Annotated in this window: 19 protein-coding genes; 6 read left to right on the forward strand and 13 right to left on the reverse strand. The window is 68.7% G+C overall.

Features of this window, described 5'->3' with window-relative positions:
• The first annotated feature begins 16 nt into the window (after window positions 1-16).
• The 5 genes from PUR53_RS40580 to PUR53_RS40600 all read left to right on the forward strand — a co-directional run bounded on the left by PUR53_RS40580 (window position 17) and on the right by PUR53_RS40600 (window position 5299).
• Window positions 17-943: a CBASS cGAMP-activated phospholipase gene (locus PUR53_RS40580; RefSeq protein ID WP_329912003.1), complete on the forward strand. Its 927-nt coding sequence runs from the start codon at window positions 17-19 to the stop codon at window positions 941-943.
• 1 nt (window position 944) lies between these two features.
• A complete protein-coding gene (locus PUR53_RS40585; protein ID WP_329911819.1) occupies window positions 945-2105 on the forward strand; it encodes a nucleotidyltransferase domain-containing protein in 1161 nt (386 codons plus the stop codon).
• Between the two features lie 13 nt (window positions 2106-2118).
• Window positions 2119-2511: a hypothetical protein gene (locus PUR53_RS40590; protein ID WP_329911822.1), complete on the forward strand. Its 393-nt coding sequence runs from the start codon at window positions 2119-2121 to the stop codon at window positions 2509-2511.
• Window positions 2511-3254 (forward strand): hypothetical protein, encoded by a 744-nt coding sequence (locus tag PUR53_RS40595; RefSeq protein WP_329911823.1) that lies wholly within the window; start codon window positions 2511-2513, stop codon window positions 3252-3254. The genes PUR53_RS40590 and PUR53_RS40595 overlap by 1 nt, the downstream gene beginning before the upstream one ends.
• Window positions 3255-3607: 353 nt before the next feature.
• Window positions 3608-5299 (forward strand): ISAzo13 family transposase, encoded by a 1692-nt coding sequence (locus tag PUR53_RS40600; protein ID WP_329911825.1) that lies wholly within the window; start codon window positions 3608-3610, stop codon window positions 5297-5299.
• A gap of 71 nt (window positions 5300-5370) precedes the next feature.
• On the opposite strand, the gene PUR53_RS40605 is transcribed toward PUR53_RS40600, so the two are convergent.
• Complete coding sequence (locus tag PUR53_RS40605) at window positions 5371-6285, reverse strand: transposase family protein (protein WP_329912004.1); 915 nt, start codon at window positions 6283-6285, stop codon at window positions 5371-5373.
• A gap of 315 nt (window positions 6286-6600) precedes the next feature.
• Between PUR53_RS40605 and PUR53_RS40610 the strand changes: the two genes are divergently transcribed.
• Window positions 6601-7485: a DUF5655 domain-containing protein gene (locus PUR53_RS40610; RefSeq protein ID WP_329911827.1), complete on the forward strand. Its 885-nt coding sequence runs from the start codon at window positions 6601-6603 to the stop codon at window positions 7483-7485.
• Window positions 7486-7922: 437 nt separating this feature from the next.
• Here PUR53_RS40610 and PUR53_RS40615 read toward each other — a convergent pair whose 3' ends face one another.
• The 12 genes from PUR53_RS40615 to PUR53_RS40670 all read right to left on the reverse strand — a co-directional run bounded on the left by PUR53_RS40615 (window position 7923) and on the right by PUR53_RS40670 (window position 18350).
• Window positions 7923-8330 carry a hypothetical protein gene (locus PUR53_RS40615; RefSeq protein ID WP_329911829.1) on the reverse strand — a complete coding sequence of 136 codons (408 nt, stop codon included), beginning with the start codon at window positions 8328-8330 and terminating at the stop codon, window positions 7923-7925.
• 60 nt (window positions 8331-8390) lie between these two features.
• Window positions 8391-8753: a hypothetical protein gene (locus PUR53_RS40620; protein ID WP_329911831.1), complete on the reverse strand. Its 363-nt coding sequence runs from the start codon at window positions 8751-8753 to the stop codon at window positions 8391-8393.
• Window positions 8754-9323: 570 nt separating this feature from the next.
• Window positions 9324-9758 (reverse strand): hypothetical protein, encoded by a 435-nt coding sequence (locus PUR53_RS40625; RefSeq protein WP_329911833.1) that lies wholly within the window; start codon window positions 9756-9758, stop codon window positions 9324-9326.
• 806 nt (window positions 9759-10564) lie between these two features.
• A complete protein-coding gene (locus PUR53_RS40630; protein WP_329911835.1) occupies window positions 10565-11362 on the reverse strand; it encodes a DUF317 domain-containing protein in 798 nt (265 codons plus the stop codon).
• A gap of 138 nt (window positions 11363-11500) precedes the next feature.
• The gene (locus PUR53_RS40635; RefSeq protein ID WP_329911837.1) at window positions 11501-11956 is read right to left on the reverse strand and encodes a hypothetical protein; all 456 of its coding nucleotides are present in this window, start codon (window positions 11954-11956) and stop codon (window positions 11501-11503) included.
• Between the two features lie 61 nt (window positions 11957-12017).
• A complete protein-coding gene (locus PUR53_RS40640) occupies window positions 12018-13145 on the reverse strand; it encodes a DnaB-like helicase N-terminal domain-containing protein (protein WP_329911839.1) in 1128 nt (375 codons plus the stop codon).
• Complete coding sequence (locus PUR53_RS40645; protein WP_329912005.1) at window positions 13145-14410, reverse strand: DNA cytosine methyltransferase; 1266 nt, start codon at window positions 14408-14410, stop codon at window positions 13145-13147. Before PUR53_RS40645 ends, PUR53_RS40640 begins: the two co-directional genes overlap by 1 nt.
• A gap of 5 nt (window positions 14411-14415) precedes the next feature.
• The gene (locus PUR53_RS40650) at window positions 14416-15285 is read right to left on the reverse strand and encodes a hypothetical protein (protein ID WP_329912006.1); all 870 of its coding nucleotides are present in this window, start codon (window positions 15283-15285) and stop codon (window positions 14416-14418) included.
• Window positions 15286-15308: 23 nt separating this feature from the next.
• Entirely contained in the window at window positions 15309-16274 is a 966-nt protein-coding gene (locus PUR53_RS40655) for an alpha/beta fold hydrolase (RefSeq protein WP_329911841.1), read from the reverse strand.
• A gap of 134 nt (window positions 16275-16408) precedes the next feature.
• A complete protein-coding gene (locus tag PUR53_RS40660) occupies window positions 16409-16870 on the reverse strand; it encodes a hypothetical protein (protein ID WP_329911843.1) in 462 nt (153 codons plus the stop codon).
• Entirely contained in the window at window positions 16867-17712 is an 846-nt protein-coding gene (locus PUR53_RS40665) for a hypothetical protein (RefSeq protein WP_329911845.1), read from the reverse strand. Before PUR53_RS40665 ends, PUR53_RS40660 begins: the two co-directional genes overlap by 4 nt.
• Window positions 17713-17750: 38 nt before the next feature.
• Window positions 17751-18350, reverse strand: a complete 600-nt coding sequence (locus PUR53_RS40670) for a hypothetical protein (RefSeq protein WP_329911847.1) — start codon at window positions 18348-18350, stop codon at window positions 17751-17753.
• Between the last annotated feature and the right edge of the window lie 61 nt (window positions 18351-18411).

Below are 18411 nucleotides of genomic sequence, written 5' to 3' on the forward strand. Positions count from 1 at the left end.
CGAGCGTTTCCAGATCCTGGCCCTGGACGGCGGCGGCTTCCGAGGGATGTTCTCCGCGGCGGTCCTCGCCCGCCTCGAGGAAGACCTCGACATCCGCATCGCCGACCACTTCGACCTGATCGCCGGCACCTCGACCGGCGGCATCATCGCGCTCGGCCTCGGTCTGGGCCTCACACCCCGTCAGATCCTCACGTTCTACACCGAGCACGGCCCGAGGATCTTCCGCGACCGCTCCAGGATGCGCGGCCTGCGCCACCTCCTGCGCGCGAAGTACGGCACCGAGCCGCTGCGGGCGGCGCTCACCGACGTTTTCGGCGAGCGGACCTTCGGGGAGAGCACCAAACGCCTGGTGATCACCTCCTACAACATCGCCGCCGACGACGTCTACCTCTTCCGGACCCCGCACCTTCCCACCCTCAAACGGGACTGGCGGGAAAAGGCCGTCAATGTCGCGCTCGCCACCTCCGCCGCCCCCACCTACCTGCCGGGCCTGCCCCTGGACGGAGCCCGCCTCGTCGACGGCGGCGTGTGGGCCAACAACCCCACCATGGTCGCGCTCACCGAGGCCGTCGGACCGCTGTCCGTCCCCCTCGAAGCCATCAAGGTCTTCAGCCTCGGCACCACCACCGACGTCCGCAGCCGTCACCGCCGCCTCGACCGCGGCGGCCTGGTGCCCTGGGCCGGCGACGCCGTCGAGATCCTCATGCGAGCCCAGAGCGAAAGCGCCGCCAAACAGGTGCGCCACTTCCTAGGCAAGGACAACGTCCTGCGCCTCAACCCGACCGTCCCCACCGGAGCCCTCGCGCTCGACAACGTCGACACCCAGACCCTCTCCGGACTGGCAGGCCACGTCAGCCGCGACGTCTCCCCGGCCGTCGACCGCATCTTCTGCGACCACCGCGCCCCCGCCTACACCCCCTGCCACCCCACCCGAGAGGAATGACGTGAACACGCTCCACCCGATAAGGGAGGCCGACACCGACTCCCTCGAAGACATGCTGTCCATGCTGCTCGACGGCGCTGTGGAAACCCTCGATATATCCCCGGACCTCTACGACACCGCCGTCCGCCACTACAAGGACGTCGGCACCTGGCTCGGCCTGCACGAGAGCCCGGAATACAAGATCTACTCGCAAGGGTCCTTCCTCCTCGGTACCGTCGTCCGCCCCCAGACACCCACCGGCGAGTACGACATCGATCTCGTCTGTCGCATCCCCCTGCACAAGACCAGCACCACGCAGGACGATCTCAAGAAGCGGGTGGGCGACCAGCTCATCGCATACCGGTCCTGGAAGCAGCAGCAGGGCCACACTGATGGCCCCGCCAGCCTGGAACCCCGCCGCCGCTGCTGGACCCTGGGATACACCGGATTCCACCTCGACGTCCTGCCCGCCATCCCGGACGACGACCACCGGCCCCACGGCATCCTCCTGACGGACAAGAACCTGCACAAATGGCAGCACGGCAACCCGATCGGCTACGCGGACTGGTTCAGCGCCCGCTCCGAACTCTCACACGCCCTTCTTGAGAAGCGCGCCAGCATCGCGGACGTGCCCATCTGGCACATCCGCAGCACCCTCCAGCGCCTCGTGCAGGTCATGAAATGGCACTGCATGACGTATTTCGCCGACGACACCGACAACCGTCCGCCGTCCATCCTCCTCACCACCCTCGCCTACCGCGGAGAGGACGACCTGTTCACCGCCCTGCGCAACGTCCTCGCCGCCATCCCCGACTTCATCGAACGGCGCAACAGCCAGTGGTGGGTCGCCAACCCCGCCCACAGGGAAGAGAACTTCACCGACAAGTGGAACGAATATCCTGAGCGGCGCCAGGCCTTCAGGACGTGGTTCGGCGAGCTCACGGAGACCATGGACAATCTGTCCCGGATGCACTCCGAGGGCCTGGACACCGTGTACTCCCACCTCACCAAATCCTTCGACTCCGGCCCCCTCCAGCACTCCTTCACCCGCTACGCGAACCGCATGAAGAACACAGCGACCCAGCAGCGGATGAGCACCACGGGACTGCTCTCCACCACCAGCGTCGGCCCCCGCCGGCGCCCCCAGACCTTCCATGGCCAGCACACCGACGCGCGCGATTAACCTCGCCCGGCAGATGGCCGCCGTCCAAGCGGCCATCCCCACAGCCGAAGCGACACTGCGAGGCGGTGAACTCGTGTGCGTCTTCGTCCTGCAACCCACCCCGGTCAGCAGGCGCTACACGATCAGGATCACCTACCGTCACCGCAGCAACCCCCGTGTGCGCGTCATCGACCCGCCACTGGCACTGCACCCGGAGGCCACACACCCTCCGCACGTCTACGCCAACGGCGACCTGTGCCTGTACCTGCCAGGGGAGTGGAACGACCACATGTTCCTCTCCCAGACCATCCTGCCGTGGACCTCGGCCTGGCTCCTGCACTACGAACTCTGGCTCATCACCGGCCGCTGGACCGGCAGCGGCGACGCGCACGCCCTCCCGACAGCCTGGCCACCAACCTCCGACTAATGAAGGAAACCGCACCATCGACGCCGCCGGGAGGCCGATGGCTGGTCAAGTCGGAAGGCAGTGACGGTCTGCTTGTCCACGGCAACCCGTGCGCGGAGCATGTCGGCATGATCGAACGTGACCACACGCCGAACGCCGGCACCGGACTGCCTGGAGCGCACTTCAGCCGCCGCAACCGCCAGGCGCCCACCGAGGACCACGCTGGCAGCGGCCGGTGGATCGCTATCGACGAGTCCGGCTGCGACGGCGATCAACTCCACCGCGGAGGCCGCTACATGACGCTGGGCTCGGTGGCCATCGACGACGGCGAAGCCGCCGCGATCGTGGAGCTGCTGCGCGAGGAGGCACGGATCCAGAACTCCGCGCCAGAGGCCAAGTTCCAGAAGATGTTCACCGGTGGGGGGAGTCGGCCAGAGCCGCCAGATCCTAGGCGAACTGCTGGCACCCGGCGGCCCCCTGCACGACCGCGTCTCCGTGTATGTGATCGACAAGCCCTACTTCGTCGCGGGCACACTCATCAACATCCTGCTCGAGGAACGGTTCCACGCCATGGACCACGACACCGTCAGCAACGGCGTGGGCCGGCAGTTCGCACTGGACCTGGCCACGAAGCGCCGCGCGCACTGGGCCGCGACGGCTTCGACCGCCTCATCGCCATCGCCGTGCGGTTCTTCGCCAAGAAGAACCGCACGGGCGACCATGTCGCGGTCGACGACTTGTGCACCGTCCTTCAACAGTCCTAGGCCTACGCCCGCCGCCGCACGGCCCCCCAGGCGAAGAAGGCGACACAGGTCCGGGACATGCTGCGCAAGGCCCGCCCGGAGGCCGAAGCCTTCGCCCGCCAGCACCCGGCCGAGGCCACACCGACCGGAGAACACGGCCTGCTCGACAACACCACAGACCTCATCCACAGAGTCTGATAGCAGGGTGGGGCTGGCGAGTTGCTGCCGCCTGTACTTCCCCGTGCCCTCGTCAATGAGCGGTCAAGCCGACAGTCGCATGATCAAACCGCTTTTGTCAGAGCCAGTAGGGACTGCCCTTAGGGCTCGCAGAGAATCAAGGTGTTGCTTCGCGTGCTTCGGCTCGTTGGTCTGCTATGGGCGTCTCCGATGTGGTTCGTAGTCAACTCGCTGTGAAGTTCGGGGTGTTGTTCCCGCATCTGGACGAGCGGCAGCGTCGGCTGTTGATAGGGGCCGAGGCCCGGATCCTGGGGCACGGTGGTATCCGGGCAGTCGCACGGGCGGCCCAGGTCAGCGAAACGACGGTCCGCAAGGGCGTGGACGAGTTGGAGGCCGGCGAGGAACCTTCGGGACGGGTTCGCAGGCCCGGTGGCGGTCGGAAGAAGGCGGTCGACCTTGATCCCGGTCTGCGGCCCGCGTTGCTGGCGCTCGTGGAACCTGACGAGCGGGGCGATCCGATGTCGCCGCTGCGCTGGACGGTGAAGTCGACCAGGAACCTCGCGGCCGAGCTCACCCGCCGGGGACACCGGGTGAGCGCCGACACGGTCGGGGACCTGCTCCGTGAGGAGGGCTTCAGTCTGCAGGCCGGCTCCAAGACCATCGAGGGCAAGCAGCACCCGGACCGTGACGCCCAGTTCCGCTACATCAACGAGCGCGCCAGACAGCACATGAGTGCTGGTCAGCCGGTGATCAGCGTGGACGCGAAGAAGAAGGAGCTCGTCGGCGACTACAAGAATGCGGGCCAGCAGTGGCGTCCGGCCCGTGAGCCGGTGCTGGTCAAGACGCACGATTTCCTGGACCGTCAGGGACCAGGCAAGGCGATCCCGTACGGGATCTACGACATCGCCGCGAATACCGGCTGGGTCAGCGTCGGCACTGATCATGACACCGCCGCGTTCGCTGTCGCCTCCATCCGCCGTTGGTGGCAGGCCCGCGGTCGGCATGACTATCCGGCCGCCACCTGTCTGCTGATCACCGCGGACGCAGGCGGCTCCAACGGCTACCGCACCCGTGCCTGGAAGACTGAACTCGCCGCCCTGGCCGCCGAGACGGGCTTGGACATCACGGTCTGCCACATGCCGCCGGGCACCTCGAAATGGAACAAGATCGAGCACCGGCTGTTCTCCCACATCTCCATGAACTGGCGAGGGCGCCCGCTGACCAGCCACGACGTCATCGTGAACAGCATCGCGGCGACCACTACCCGCGCCGGGCTGAAGGTCCACGCCGAACTCGACCCGGGCACCTACGACACCGGCATTAAGGTCACCGACAGCGACATCGACGCCCTGCCGATGGACCGGCACCGATTCCACGGCGACTGGAACTACACCCTCCACCCTCAGCCTCGCGACATCACCAGCGCAGCCGGTGAAGCCAAGAGCCCGCGATCAGCTGGCCCATCCCTGCCGCCCGGCACTGGGTGTCTGCGCAACCCGGAGCTGACCGGCATGCCCGAACCGGCACTGGACGAACTCGTCGACCAACTGATCGCGAAACTCGATGAGTTACGTGAGCAGGGACGGCTCCAGCAACGAGGAGGTGAGCGCATCCGCGCTCGCGGCGCAGGGGCGAAGGACAGGCTGACCACGGCCGACAGAGTCCTGGCCACCGTGCTCTACCTCCGCAAGCTCGGTACCCGAGACCTACTCGCCCAGCTCTTCGGAGTAAATGGCAGCACCCTCACCAGGGCCGTTCACCAAGTCCAGCCCATCCTGGCCGAGCGCGGCTACACCATTCCACCCTCGACAGCCAGGTTCCGCACGCCTGCTGACGTCACCGCGTTCCTCGCGAACAGCAGCCCTGCGGAGATCAAATCAGCATGTTGATTCTCTGCGAGCCCTTACGAGTTGGTGCGTGATAGCGGGTGAGGCGTGTTCGGGCTGGCCGTGGCCGGTTTTCATGCGTTGGCGGTGCGGTCGGAGACGAGGCCGGCGATGGCGCGGTAGGTGTCGGGCAGGACATCTCGCCGGTGTGTCCAGCGGGTCAGTTGCTTCCAGCGTTTGTGATCGGCAAGGGCGTGTTCGACGGTGATGCGGTCGGAGGAGTGCCCGTGTCGGTCCCGTTCCCACTGCTCGACTCTGCCGGGCAATGCTCCGGGCCGCGGTTTTCTGGGCGGTGTGATCGCTTGGCCACGGTGGTCGCGGCTCAGGCCGAGGTAGCCGTCGTCCAGGAGGACTTCGACGTCGGGGAAGTGCCGGAAGCAGACGGCGATGCCTTCGTTGCGGGCGGCCGTGGCGTCGTGCATACGCCCAGGTCGCAGGGCATCGGTCCATAACGTGCGGCCTCGCCAGTCGGCGATCACGGTGGCCTTCATCGTGTTCTGCTTCTTCTTGCCGGAGACGAAGGCACGGTGTCCGCCGCGGCTGGCCGGCGGCCGACGGACCTGGATCTCGGTGGCGTCCAAACGCAGCTCGACGCCTTCGGCCTGGGCATAGGCAAATACATCCGTCAGCGTTCGAAGCCGCAGGCCGGGACGGTCGGGAACCGCGCACCCCCGCTCCGCCAGGAGCGTGCGCACCTCTCCGATCGCCCGGGTGACGGTGGAACGGTCGACACCGAACAGCAGCCCCAGCACCGCGTGCGGCAGGTCGTGCCGCAGATGGATCAGCGTGGCCACCAGCCTGTCGACGAACACCAGCTGATGGCTGGCGCCGGCACCCGCGGCCCGCTTCCTGGCCCCGCCCCGCGCCGCATGGCGACGACCTTCGACCCTGGCCTGCCACGGCACTGCCAACTCCTCGACCAGGAACGCAAGATGAGACCGAGAGAGCCCCGTGAACAGCCGATGCGCCAGCACCGCCCGATTGACCATGATCGCCACAGCGAGATCATGCCACCGGCCAGGCACGACGCCTCACCCGCTATCCCGCACCAACTCGTTAGAAGGCGCCTGCTGTATCCACGCCCCACTTACTCTGACCTGCGGGTTTCCAGGTCCCTGACGTGACGTCAGTTAATTTGTGGGACGTATGTGGGACCAGGTGAGTTGTGGGATTCGTGGGACACCAGCCCACCCCAGCAGCCCGGACGTAGCCTCTCACACCATCTTCTCACTCGCTCGAAGCCCCTCGCGGAAACAATCCCGCCCCTCGCCGGTGTTCTCGGTCTTCGAGTCGAGGAGGGGAAGGTGTCGGGCCTGAAGCTATTCCATACGACGAAGGGCGGCGTGACAGAAGTCGCGCAGCGCCTCGCTGAGGCCGAGGCGGATGTGCAGGGCCTCGTTGAGGCGCACATGGAGACGCTGTTGGGCGTTCGATTTCTGTCGAGCGAGTACTGCACTGGGCCGGTCCACGGAGGCCGGATCGACTCGCTCGGGTTGGACGAGAATGGCTCGCCGGTCATCGTCGAGTACAAGCGAGGCGTCGATGCCGGCGTCATCAACCAGGGCCTGTTCTACCTCTCATGGCTGATGGATCACCGCGCCGAGTTCGAGCGCCTGGTTCGTGACCGGCTCGGGGCGACGGCCGCGTCCCGGGTCCTGTGGAACGGCCCGCGCCTGATCTGCATCGCCGGCGACTTCACGCGCTACGACGTTCACGCCGTACGTGAGCACCGGAGGTCGATTGACCTGGTCCGTTACCGACTCTTCGGCAGCGACCTGCTCGGGCTTGAGACCGTGGCATCCGTGAGCGGCGGCATGCAGGCAACACGCCGGGCGCGTAGGCGGGCGGTCGCCCGGGCGGCAGCCCATGGCGAGTCGATGGCGGAGCTGGCAAGTGCGGTCGACGAGGCGCTGCTCGGGCTCGGAGACGGCGTGAACCGAGTCGAGCGCAAGCAGTACTGGGCGTATCAGCGGCTGCGGAACTTCGCGTGCCTGTGTCCGCCGCAGCGGAGCAAACTCCTGGTCTACCTGAAGGTCGACCCGCAGGACGTAGACCTCATTCCGGGCTTCACCCGGGACGTGTCTGGTCTTGGGCACCACGGGACGGGCGACCTGGAGGTGCAGCTCCGTACAGCGAGGGACGTAGAGCGAGCGCAGGACCTGTTCCGCGCGAGCTACGCGGCAGCGTGATCGCTCGCCGGCGCTCCGGCTGTGGGTGTCAGGGATCGGGTCTGTGGTCGTCGGGTGTCTCTTTCGACGTACGGGCAAGTCGTGGCGGTGGACTACTAATGATGCGGCGGAGTCCCGGTTTCGGTAACCGGGACTCCGCCGCTACACTCCGCGCTCGACGAACTCGGTACTGAGGTGCGACGCCAGCCGAGGTGGCTCGTCGCGGTGTGTCTTGTCGGGCCGGGCACGCTGCACGTCAGACCTCGTTGGGCCGGTGTGACGCATCCTGCGAGTTTGGCAACCAGCCAGACCCGTCCCGGGAATGGCTCGCTCAACGGTTGACTCGGTTGCCCGAGCGAGGCTCCGCTCCGTGGGCCGGCGAAGCTGGCGGGGGTGACTGACGACTGCTGATCCCTAGGGTGTTCCCAGGCTGCAGAAGCCGGCGAGGACGCTCGGGGTCAGACCACCACTGGTGAATCCGGCGCGGGGCATGCGGCGGACGATGGCCTGCCAGAGGTCGGGGGCGAGGCTGGAGGGGGTCGTTCCACTGTGGCCTGGAGGTCGAGTACGGCCGTCTTGGCGGCGTCTTGGAGGACGAACTGCTGGTCGCTGCCGTAGTTCTCGGCGGTGTCTCCGCGAAACCGCTTGAGGCGAAGCGGCAGACCGCACACGGGGTCGACCAGGGCCGCCACGATGTTGTGCGGTCCTGGTCCCTGCTCGCGGGTGTGGGAGGACCGTAGGACCATCCGTGCCACGTCGAAGGCCGCGCCGCTATAGCCGTCGGCCATGAAGGAGTTGGCCACGGTGTGCAGGAGGGCAGCGCGCCGGAGCAGGCCGCTGCCCAGCCAGGCCCCGCGCCGTGTCACCTGTACGTAGTGGTCATGGGGATCTTCCCAGTGGGCGTGGTGCGCTTGTTCCGCCGATGTTCAGGTGCGGGGCGAGGACCGCCAGCACAACTGCATGCTGTCCGGGTCGATCCACTGGGCGAGCGCTCGTGCTTCGGCGCTGCGCCAGACGGTGGCCGGGAGCCCGGTCAGCCGCAGCCGGGCCAGCTCTCCCAGGACCTGCAGTTCGATCGCGGTCTGGTCACGGCGTGTGATGCGCAGACCGGGGACGCCGTGTACTTCGTGATCGGAGACGTACGACGGCAGGAGGTTGAAGAGAATTTCGGCCGCTCGTTCTTCGCTCTCCACACCGAGAGCGATGCTGTCTGGCTCGGGGCGGACCGCAGTGATCCCCAGTGGGTAGCGGGTGTAGAGGTTGCGGAACTCCAGGAGTGCGATGAACACGCGGGTCTCAAGGAGTTGCTGGGCCGACGACGATGCTGCAGGAATCGGGGATTCACCGGCGTGCAGCGCATCGACTGCCCGGCGGGCCTGTTGGACGCTTTCGCCTGTGTAGCGGCGTCGGAGCAGGGCAACGTCTTGGTGCTGTGCACTCATGGGTCTCCTGCACGTCTCGGCCCAGGACGTACCGAATCGAGATCCAGTGGGATGCACGGAGGTTCGGTGGATGACCGGTTCACCCGAGCTTGGAGATCAGGGCCGAATCGTTCTCCGGGGAGCGGTGGTCGGGCCGCAGCTGGATCCTAGGGCACGAGATTGCCCCCATCTCTGTCCTGGCTGGTTTCCGAGTGGCGGTCACCTGGAAGGAGGACATGCTCTGATCCGGGCGCCTGCTGAGGGGCACGCAGCACTGTGGACGCCCGGGCCCGGCGGCCTTGTCGGGGCCGGCGGTGAACTTCCGGTCTTCGTGGAATCCGTGCGACATCAGTAGGCGGTGGCCAAGATCAACGGGCCAATGAATGACGGCAGAGCCCCTTGCATGGAGCACGGTCGGCAGAGCAGGCTCCGGCTGGTCTACCGGACCTTGTGGGATGCGCGGGAGATGAAGAGGCGGAGTGACTCACGGGCCGCTGCGGTTTTCCGGTCCAACTCGTCCCGGGTGTCGGCTCGGTGGAGGTCGCTGGCGGCCTCGAAGGCGGATTCCGCGAGGCCGAGGAGTTCGTCGTCGCCGATGTAGAAGGCAATGCCGTTGATGGACTGCCGTGCTACGCCGCGCAGCCGGTGTGCTTCGACCCTTGAGGCCCGGTGTTCGGGGCCCTCCCGGTCCTCGCTCTTTCGGTGCCACCAGTCTTGTTGTCCGCGGATCACTTCGGTGACGGCGCTGCTGCAGGCGAGTACGGCGGCCTTGCGTTCACTCCGGTCGGCGGAGTGCCGCTGGAGGCGGTAGCCGAGCACCGTGCCCAGCAGCGCGCCGGCCACGGCAACGAGGCTGATGAGTACCTGAGTCACCTGCCGATGGGAGCAAGCCGCGCTGCTTGACGCCAGAGTGGAGTGCAGCGGGCGTCTCACCCGCCGTCGGCTGTCCGGCAGCCCCTTGGCGAGGCGAATCGGCTGCCGGTTCTGCCCGGCATGCTTTGGGCGGCGGGCGCGGGTTGGAGACAAGCACGGACTCCGCCTGTCGCCGAGGAGGTATTGCTTCCTTCTTTTTTCCCGTGCAATGTAGGGCCTTAAGAGTCAAGATATACGCGCCGACCCGGGCAGGGCCCTATAGCGGGCAGTGCCCATACCTGAAGGCATGGGCACTGCGTTGGGTCGACAGCCGCGATTCTCTGGCCGCCCCTTCCCGGATGTACGAGATCCGGGAAGGGGTCAGAGGAGGCCGACGATCTTGTTGGTCAGCACCGTGACGACCGTCGTTACGGTGGCCGTTCCTGCTGCTTGGCACCAGCGGCTGCGGAGGATGTCCGCGAGCCGTCGGCTTAACCCTGTCGTCGGTCTTTCCTGGTCTGCCTGACCCTCTAGGTGTTCCGGCATGTCCTACCTCTCTCGTGGTCTCGCGTGGAGCCCCGGCCTTGTTGCCGGGGCGCGTGAGGGAGGAAGCGTGAACGGGCCGGTATACCAGGGGCCATCATATGGGCTGCATGCCCTGGGGGCAGCTGTCTCACGGGAATTGGCGACGGATAGTCAACGAATGCGGAATGGATGGAAGTTCGGGCGGACGGAATTGCCTGCTGCCTACCGTGGGCGGCCTCTGGTTCGTCTCCCGGGGCGGCCGGCGATGTGGTGCTGGTGGATTACACCGGAGTGTGAGCTGGTCAGCGTCGGGGTGCCGACGGGTGGGGTGAGGGTGAGGGTGCGGTCGGCGGGAGCGCGGGGGTGTGCTGTCGGGAGGGCGCCGTGGTGACGGCGGCGGTGCGGCGGGTGCTGAGGCCGTGGGCGAGTTCTCCGGTGAGGGCAGAGAGGAGGTCTGCGGGGGTGTAGGCGGAGGCGCGGATGGTCCAGGCGGGCTGGTTGACGCTGGGGCCGGCCCAGAGGGTCCAGGTGTCGAGGAGCCCGGGGTCGTGGGCGGCGAAGGCGTCGAACTGGGCGCCAGCCTCGCCCTGTTCGCTGGTCCAGCGCATCCAGCGTCCGTCCACGACAGGCGTCCAGCCGACGTCCGCGAGCGGCTTGACAACCTCGGTGACGGTCGTCTCGATGGGGCTGCCGAGGGCGCAGTCGTGGGCGTCTCCGGCGGTGAGGGTGGACAGCAGGGCGCCGAGGACCGGTGCGGGGACGGTCGGGGTGAGGGTCATGTGCCACATACGTTCGCTGACCGGGCTCTCGTAGGCGGCAAGCGTCCATGCCGCGTCCCGGGGGCCGGCGTCGTGGTCGAAGAGGATGCGCAGGGTCAGTGACTCGTGGTTGGCGATGCTGGTGTTGTCGTACCAGGTCCGGTACTTCTCCCAGTCGCCGTTGTTGTCGAGGAAGACGTTGAAGACGGCTTCGTGGTCGCCGGGATCGGCGGCATAGGCGGGTACCCGCTTGACCAGCGGCGCGGCGGTGGCGGTCGGGGCCGTGTCCGGAGGGGTGAGGCTAGTGCGGGCGTGGGCGGTGTGGCGTTCGGTGTCGGTCATGGGTGCGGGGCCGGGGACTACGTTCTTGCCGTGGGCCTGTTCGAAGGCGGTGAGGGCCTGGGCCGGTGAGACGAAGGCGTGGGTGATGCGGCGCAGGTGGTTCTCGCCCTGCAGGTGGATGCTTTTGCCGCTGTCTCGTTAGGTGCCGACGGCCACGGTGTCCCTGCCGGTGTCGGCGTGGGCGTGGGCATGGATGACGAGGCGGCCGTCGCGGATCGCGTCGTGGATCTTCTGCGCTTGGTCGGTACGTTCGCGGATCTCGTCGTGGCTGGGGCGGGGGTCAGGGTAGGTGATCCACGGCCATTCCTCGTCGATGGCTTCCTGCAGGCCCGGGGTGATCTCGGCGGTGATGCCTTCGGCGTGCAGGGCGTGGGTGGCCTTCTGGGCCCAGTGCGGTTCCTCGCGGTCGATCCGGGCCAGGACCATGGTGTGTTCGTCGAGGGAGTCGAAGCCGTGCGCGGTCAGGAGGGCCTGGGCGGTGCGGTAGTGGCTGCCGGTCAGGCGTGCGATGACGGCGGTGGGGTGGGCGGGATGTGCGTCGAGGAAGACCTGGGCGTCGAGGCGGACGGGGGCGTCGGGAGGAATACCGGGCATAGAAGGCAGTCTCGTTTCGGGTCCGGGCCCGGCCGACGGAGGTCCGGGCCCGATAGCGGGGTCATCGGTGAGCGCGTGGGGTGGTCAGCGCAGGTTGGGGCGGAGGGCCGGTCGCGCGGGGCGGTTGCCCGTGGCGGGCCGGCCGGCTTTCGGCGGGAGTGGGTGGGACTGCGGTGGCGCGCATCCAGCGGGTGCGCAGGGAGTTGAGGTCCGCGAGGGCGCGACGGCTGCCGGTGACGATCTGGTGGGGGGTGTTGGCCAGGTCGTCGGTGTAGGCGGTGATCCGTGCGGCGACCGTCTGGGCGCGGGTGAGGAGAGCGCGCTGGAGGATCTTCTCGCCCCAGTACTCGGGTGAGCCGGCGGGCGTGGAGACCAGGGCCATCAGGTCCTTGGGGGTGAGGGAGCCGGTGCGCACGCCGCGGTGCTGGGCTTCGCCGAGGACGGTGACGGGGTCGACCATGTCGCCGCGGTGGACCAGGGCGGTGATGGACTGCCAGAGCGCGGCGTGCAGCGGCAGCTGGAAGTCCGTCTCGGTCAGCCACCGCATCTGCTCGACGTCCGCCGGGTAGGCGGTAGCGGTCGCCAGGAGGAGGCGTTCGTCGACGAGGTCTTCCTCGCGGGCCTGCCGCGGGACATCCGGCGGGAGTGGGGTACGGGGGAAGGATCCGGGGTGTGGGGAGAACTGTGCGGCGAGGGAGTCCAGGACGCGGCCGATGTCGTCGGTCATGCCGAGCGTCGCGGCGACCGGGTTGGGCAGGCCCGGGTCGGTCGCGGTGGACGCGAGGCGCTCGGCATGGCCATGCAGAACTCGGCGGGCGTTGTCGGCGCGGATCATGGTGGCGTACGCCGCAGCGTGCTGGGGCTTCGGGCAGAACTGGATGAGGGCGTGGAGGTAGGAGGCGTTCACGCCGGGCGCGTGGGGACGCGCGTGGTCCAGCACCGTGTTGAGCCAGGCGGTGTCCTTGGCGTGGTCGGCGGGGTCGGGCGGCGGGAGGGTGCGGATCGCGGTGAACAGCATCGCGTGGGTGTGGCTGTCGAAGTGCTGGGCGATCAGCGGCTCGGTGTCGGCCAGACGTGCGGGCTGGAGGAGGAGGGCGCCGAGCAGGGCCTGCTCGGCGTAGTGGACCGGTCGCGGCGCCGGCGTGCGGCCGAGGTCGTCGTCCTCGTCGAGGTCGGGGGTGGGAGGCATCAGGCAGCGAGGATGAAGTCGTCGGGGTTGAAGGGCTTGTTCAGGTGCGGGGCGAGCAGGTGGGCTGCCAGGCGAGGAGGGACGGCGTTGCCGATCTGCGAGAAGGTCTGGCCTTTGTTGCCCTGCCACGGGTAGTCGGCGGGGAAGCTCTGCAGCACACCCGCTTCCCGGGCGGTGATCTTGATCGGGGCCGGCGCCGCTCGCTGCTCGTCGTCCGGCAGGCCGGAGGGGGCGCCGGGGATCCAGGCACATTCGTTGGCGCGGTGGCCGAAGAACAGGGTGCCGGCGGGCTCGTCGGCCCGGCGCACGGTCGCGTTGCTCTGGTTGTTGCTGCGCAGCGACCACGACCAGCGGTGCCGCTCGGTGGTGAACGTGGGCGTCGCAGCACCGGCAGGGCGGTTCTCGCCGGGCCGGGCAGCCCGGCCGGAGTCCTCCCGGCGGGAGGCCGGAGTGAGTTCGGCGTCGGGGTGGGGTGTCCAGGTGCCGCGGTTGCGGGCGTCGGTGAGGGTTTTGCGGGAGCCGGTGGGGAAGGGTTCGGGGCCGCCTCCCGGTCCGCCGCCCGCGCACACGGTGGGCACGGGACGGTCGGTGGCGCCCCAGCCCAGGGCTTCGGCCATCGACACCCAGCGGGCGCGGCCGGGCCCGAACAGCGACTCCGGCTCGGCCACCGGCGCGTGGGTGGGCGGCGGAGGCGCGGCGGTGCGGGTGCGGGAGGCGAGCAGGATCGCCCGCCGCCTCGTCTGCGGGACGCCGTAGTCGGCGGCGTTGAGGATGCCCGCCCATACGGAGAACCCCCAGGCCCGCAGAATGGCGGCGTACTGCCGCCACAACGGCAGGACGTCCGGGACTTCCTCCATCAGCACCCACTCCGGCTCGCCCACCGTGTTGAGGGCGTGCAGGTAGCGCATGGGCTCGGCAGCGAGGAGCGAGCGCGGGTCCGCGCACGCGCCGAGCAACTGCTCACGGGTGTCGCGTCCGGCGGCCAGATCGGCGACGGCCTGATGGACGAGGGGCTGGTCGACCAGGCCGAGCCGCTTGCCCGCCATGCTCCATGCCTGACACGGCGGGGAGGCGATCAAACCGAGGACCCGGCCGGAGAAGATCCATGCCGGATAGACGGCGACATCGGTCCGGATCGTCAACTGCCCGGCCCGGGCACGTGTCTTGCACGCCCACTCGTCCCACTCCAGGCCGACATCCCGCGCGCCGAGAACGGTCAGCGCGTGGCTCCAGCCGCCGGGCCCGGCGAACAGGTCCAGGATGATCCGCCTCAAGAAGCCAGCCCGAAGTCGTCCTGCACCGGCTCGGCGTCACCCCGGCAGGCCCAGGGTGAACAGCCGTCGACCACGCCCTCCTCCAGCTCCTCGGCCACCTCGGCAGGGTCGAGCTCCTGCTGACGCGCCGCCCATTCGGCGGCCGTGACGTGGTCGATGGGGGCCTGGTCGAGCGGGACACGGGAGCGGTGCAGGAACGCCTGGCCGAGCAGCCGGTTCCCGGAGGCGTTGGCGCGGGCGTTGCCCTGGCGGATGGCCGCGTCGAATGCCACCACGTCCTCCCATTCCTGAGGACTGGTGTCCCGGATATTGCGCCACTGCTGATTTCCGTGAAATGGGCAGCCCAGACAACTCGATTTCGGCGTGTTACCCAGGCCGATGGACGCAAGGTAGCGGACGCAGTCTGTGCGGGTCCAGCCGAGTTCGATGAGTGGATGCCGGTTGCGCATGTACTTGACGTCGGCGTCTTTGGCTCGGTGGAACTCGTCCGTGGAGATGCCCACCCATTGTTCGACGAATTTATTCTTCGGGATGCGCTGTGGGTAGGGGTGGCCGAGGAGTTCCCGTACCTTCTTCTTGATCGGTTTTATCTTGTATTCCCCGGTGCACTGGCGCCTGGTCATACCGGGTCTTCCGTCCTGGTTGAGGACGTGGAGCGGCATGGAAGCGAAGCGGTGTTCCGGGTTGAGGGCGTCCTTGCGGATGTTGCCTGAGGAGACGCGCAGAACGGGTATTCCCGCAGGTTTGGCTATCTTGCGTTCCAGGCGGTCCAGGTGCGCATAGACGGCTTTGGGTTCCCATCCGGTGTCGGCGAAGATTGCGTAGTCGACCTTCGGGAGAATGCCTTCGGCTGACAGGGCGAGCATGGCGCTGGACTGCACGCCAGCGCCTAGTGAAATGGCTCGGAAAGCGGGACGTTCGGAAATGACGGGCCCTTCGGGAAACGAGCATCGGGGTGCGGCCCGGTAGCCACGTGTGCGATGCGGACGCTGATGAGTGCGTGGTGGCGGATGGGTAGGGCGTGTGTGGTGCGGGGCAGGATCTCCAGGCGGGCGCCGGTCAGACGGTCGGCCAACTCGGTGGTGTGTGCGGCTGGGATGTGCCGGTCGTCCGCACCTGCCATCAGCAGCAGCCGCTCACCGAGTTGCTCCAGTACGGGCAGGTGGCGGGCCCGGTAGCGGTGCAGCACCTGCCAGAGCGCGGCGAGATCGGCGGTGGGGGTGTGGCGTATGCCGTCGCGGCACGGCGGCGGACCGCCGTGCGGCCCGGTGCCGGGGCGGGGTGTGAGGGTGAAGTGGTGGGTGTCCGGTAGCCAGCGTCGTACCCAATCCACGGCTCGGGGTGCGTGGGTGCAGGTCAGGACGGTAAGGCTGCGTCCGGCGGCGAGCAGCAGGGCGCGCGGGCTCCGGCCGGTCCGGACGCTGGTGCCGTGGGCGGTGGCCGACAGCAACACCATGCCCCGTACCCGGGGCAGGAGAGCCGCGTGCAGGGCGGCGAGTTCCTGCAGGACGAGGGCGCCCAGGGAATGGCCGACGAGCACCAGCGGGCCGGTGGGGGCGAGGGTGTCAAGGATGCGGTGGAGGTCGTCGGCGAGCTGTTCGACGGTCAGCGGGGCTCGGCCGCGCGGGGTGTGGCCGTGTGCGCGCTGGTCGTGGCGCAGCACGGTGAAGCCCAGGCCGGTCAGGTGCCGGGTGTGCAGGCGCCACAGGTCCGCGGTGACCGACGCGCCGTGCACCAGCACGATCGTCGCCCCGTCTGGCCGGGGTCGGGTCGGGGTGTCGCGGTAGACGGCCAACGGGTTGCCCTCAGCGGCGGGGACCGACAACACCTCCGTGGCAGAAGGCGGATTGATCACAGGGGGACTCCGGGAGAAGGGACGAGGCCAGCCGTGTGCCGTCCACCCGGCGCTGGCGGGAGGCGTCTGGCCTGCGTGAGGGCTGGTCTGGTGAAACAGCAGGGTGGGGAGGCGGGCTGCGGGGGCCCGGATGGTCAGCGGCGGCGGGCGCTGGGCGGGCTGGTGTGCTGAACGGTGGGGTGTGCGGTGAAGTGCTGCGGCGGTGCGGGTGGCCACAGCCGGGTCGCGGAGGGAGGGAAGGCGAGCCCGGTGACGTGGTTGAGGACCCTGAGCCCGAGCGGGGTGAGCGCCAGCCGCTGGCCGAGGGCCGACGCGGGGTGGGCGGCATGGTCGCGGTGGGCCAGGCCCTTGCGTTCCAGGGCCCGCCAGGTGGTGATCGCGATGTGCGTGGAGGTCTGGGTGTCCACGTAGAGCGAGCCGTTCTCACGCTGTCTGATCCGGCTGGGCGTACGGGCGAGAACGCGCAGGGCGGCGCGCTGATGCCAGGTCAGGGAGCGGGTAGGGGCGGGCAGTTCGTGGGCGGAGAACGACGGTTCGCCAGGAGCGGGGGCCCGGGGATCGCCGGACTCCGGGGCAGGCCGGCTTGTGCTGTTCATCGCGTGCGGCCGGTGGCCCGCTGTGTGGAGGGAGGCGTCATGGCCGTCGTTTGGGTGGGGGCCGTTGCGGGCGGCTTGTATGCGGCGAGGGTGCGGGTGCCGTCGGCGGTGACAAGGAGGCGCTGGCCCGCATACAGGGAGGTCGTGGTGTCGACCGCGACGATCCTGTGCTTGATCAGGGAGTTGAGGGTGGCTATGTTCACCGTGGCCCGGTCCTTGTCGACGGCTTTGATCACGCCGGAACGGCCGGCCTCGTGGAGCGTGCCGACCCCGGCGGACAGCCGGACGAGGACGGCGTACTGGCTGTCGGTGATCTTCACGGGCGGGGCTGGCTGGTCCTGGTGCTGCTCGGCGTGCCGCTTCAGGCCCCGGGTGATGCCGGCGGCGGTGTAGAGGCAACTGGTATGGCCCAGTTCGAGCTGCTCTGCGGCGTCCGCCAGGTGTTTGGCCATCCGTGGGGTCGCCTCCTTGCACCGTGCTGCCTGCAGGGTGGCTTCGTCGGCAGGCGGGCCCGGGAACGGGGCGGTCTGCAGGGGGTTGGTCACCAGTGCGCAGGCCAGGTCGGAGGCGGCGGTGGTGGCGGCGCAGACGGCGGCGGCGAGGAGTTCCAGGGCCGGTCGGCTGCCGGGGACTGCCGCGTACGGGCTGTTGTCGAGAGCGGCGAGACGCTTCAGGGTGCGGTGTGCCAGCTCGTTGGCGGCGACGATGTGTGCTGTGAGCCGCTCACGCGTGGCGGTGCCGGGAGGGAGAGCGGGGGAGCGGACCTGGTCCCGCAGGTCCTCGAAGTCGTGCCCGAGCCGCCGTAGTTCGGCGATCTCGGCCTTCAGGTCGATCTGATTCATGGTGCTCCGGGAGAAGAAGAGGGTAAAGAGGGGCCCGGTCAGCGGTGACGGCGGTGGCGGGCCTGGTCCGGCGGAAGCGGTGCGGGGGTGGCCGCGGGGCGCGAGGGCGCGGGTGGGATGTTCTGCACGGTCGGGATGCCGAGGCCGACGCGCACGGGGATGCCGTAGGAGTGGAGGTGGGTCTCGGCACGGACGATCGCGTTCACGGCGTCGCGTTCGCTCAGTCCGGCAGGCAGTGTGTACGCCCGCGACGCCTTCGTGGGGGCGAAGCCGTTCTGGGCGAGGACCTCGCCGGCGCGGTCCGTGCGGGCGGTGGCGGTGACCGTCCCGTCGTGGAACCGGATCGTCGCCTCGTACTCGGCACCGTCGGCGTCGGGGCGGCGAGTTGTCCAGGCGAGGTCGATGAGGTCCATGGTGTGGGCCATGAGTCCGTAGGCGGCGACGCCGGCGCGTTCGTGGGCGTCCTCGGCGGTCTCGGGTGGCAGGAGATAGAGCGTGCGGCCCTGCTGGGTACGGGCGGTGAAACCCGCACCGGTCAGGATGCGGGCGGCGTTGCGGATCGGCCGGTTGACGACGACGAAGGTCCAGCCGTCGTCCGTCGAGCCGATGAAGATGTCGTGGTGGTCGGTGACGGCCATGGAGTTCCAGGTGGTCAGTGCGGGGAGCCTGGTGTGTTCAGGCGGCGTGGCGGGGGAGGGA

It is taken from the genome of Streptomyces sp. SP18BB07 (assembly GCF_036322545.1).
GTDB classification, from domain to species: domain Bacteria; phylum Actinomycetota; class Actinomycetes; order Streptomycetales; family Streptomycetaceae; genus Streptomyces; species Streptomyces deccanensis.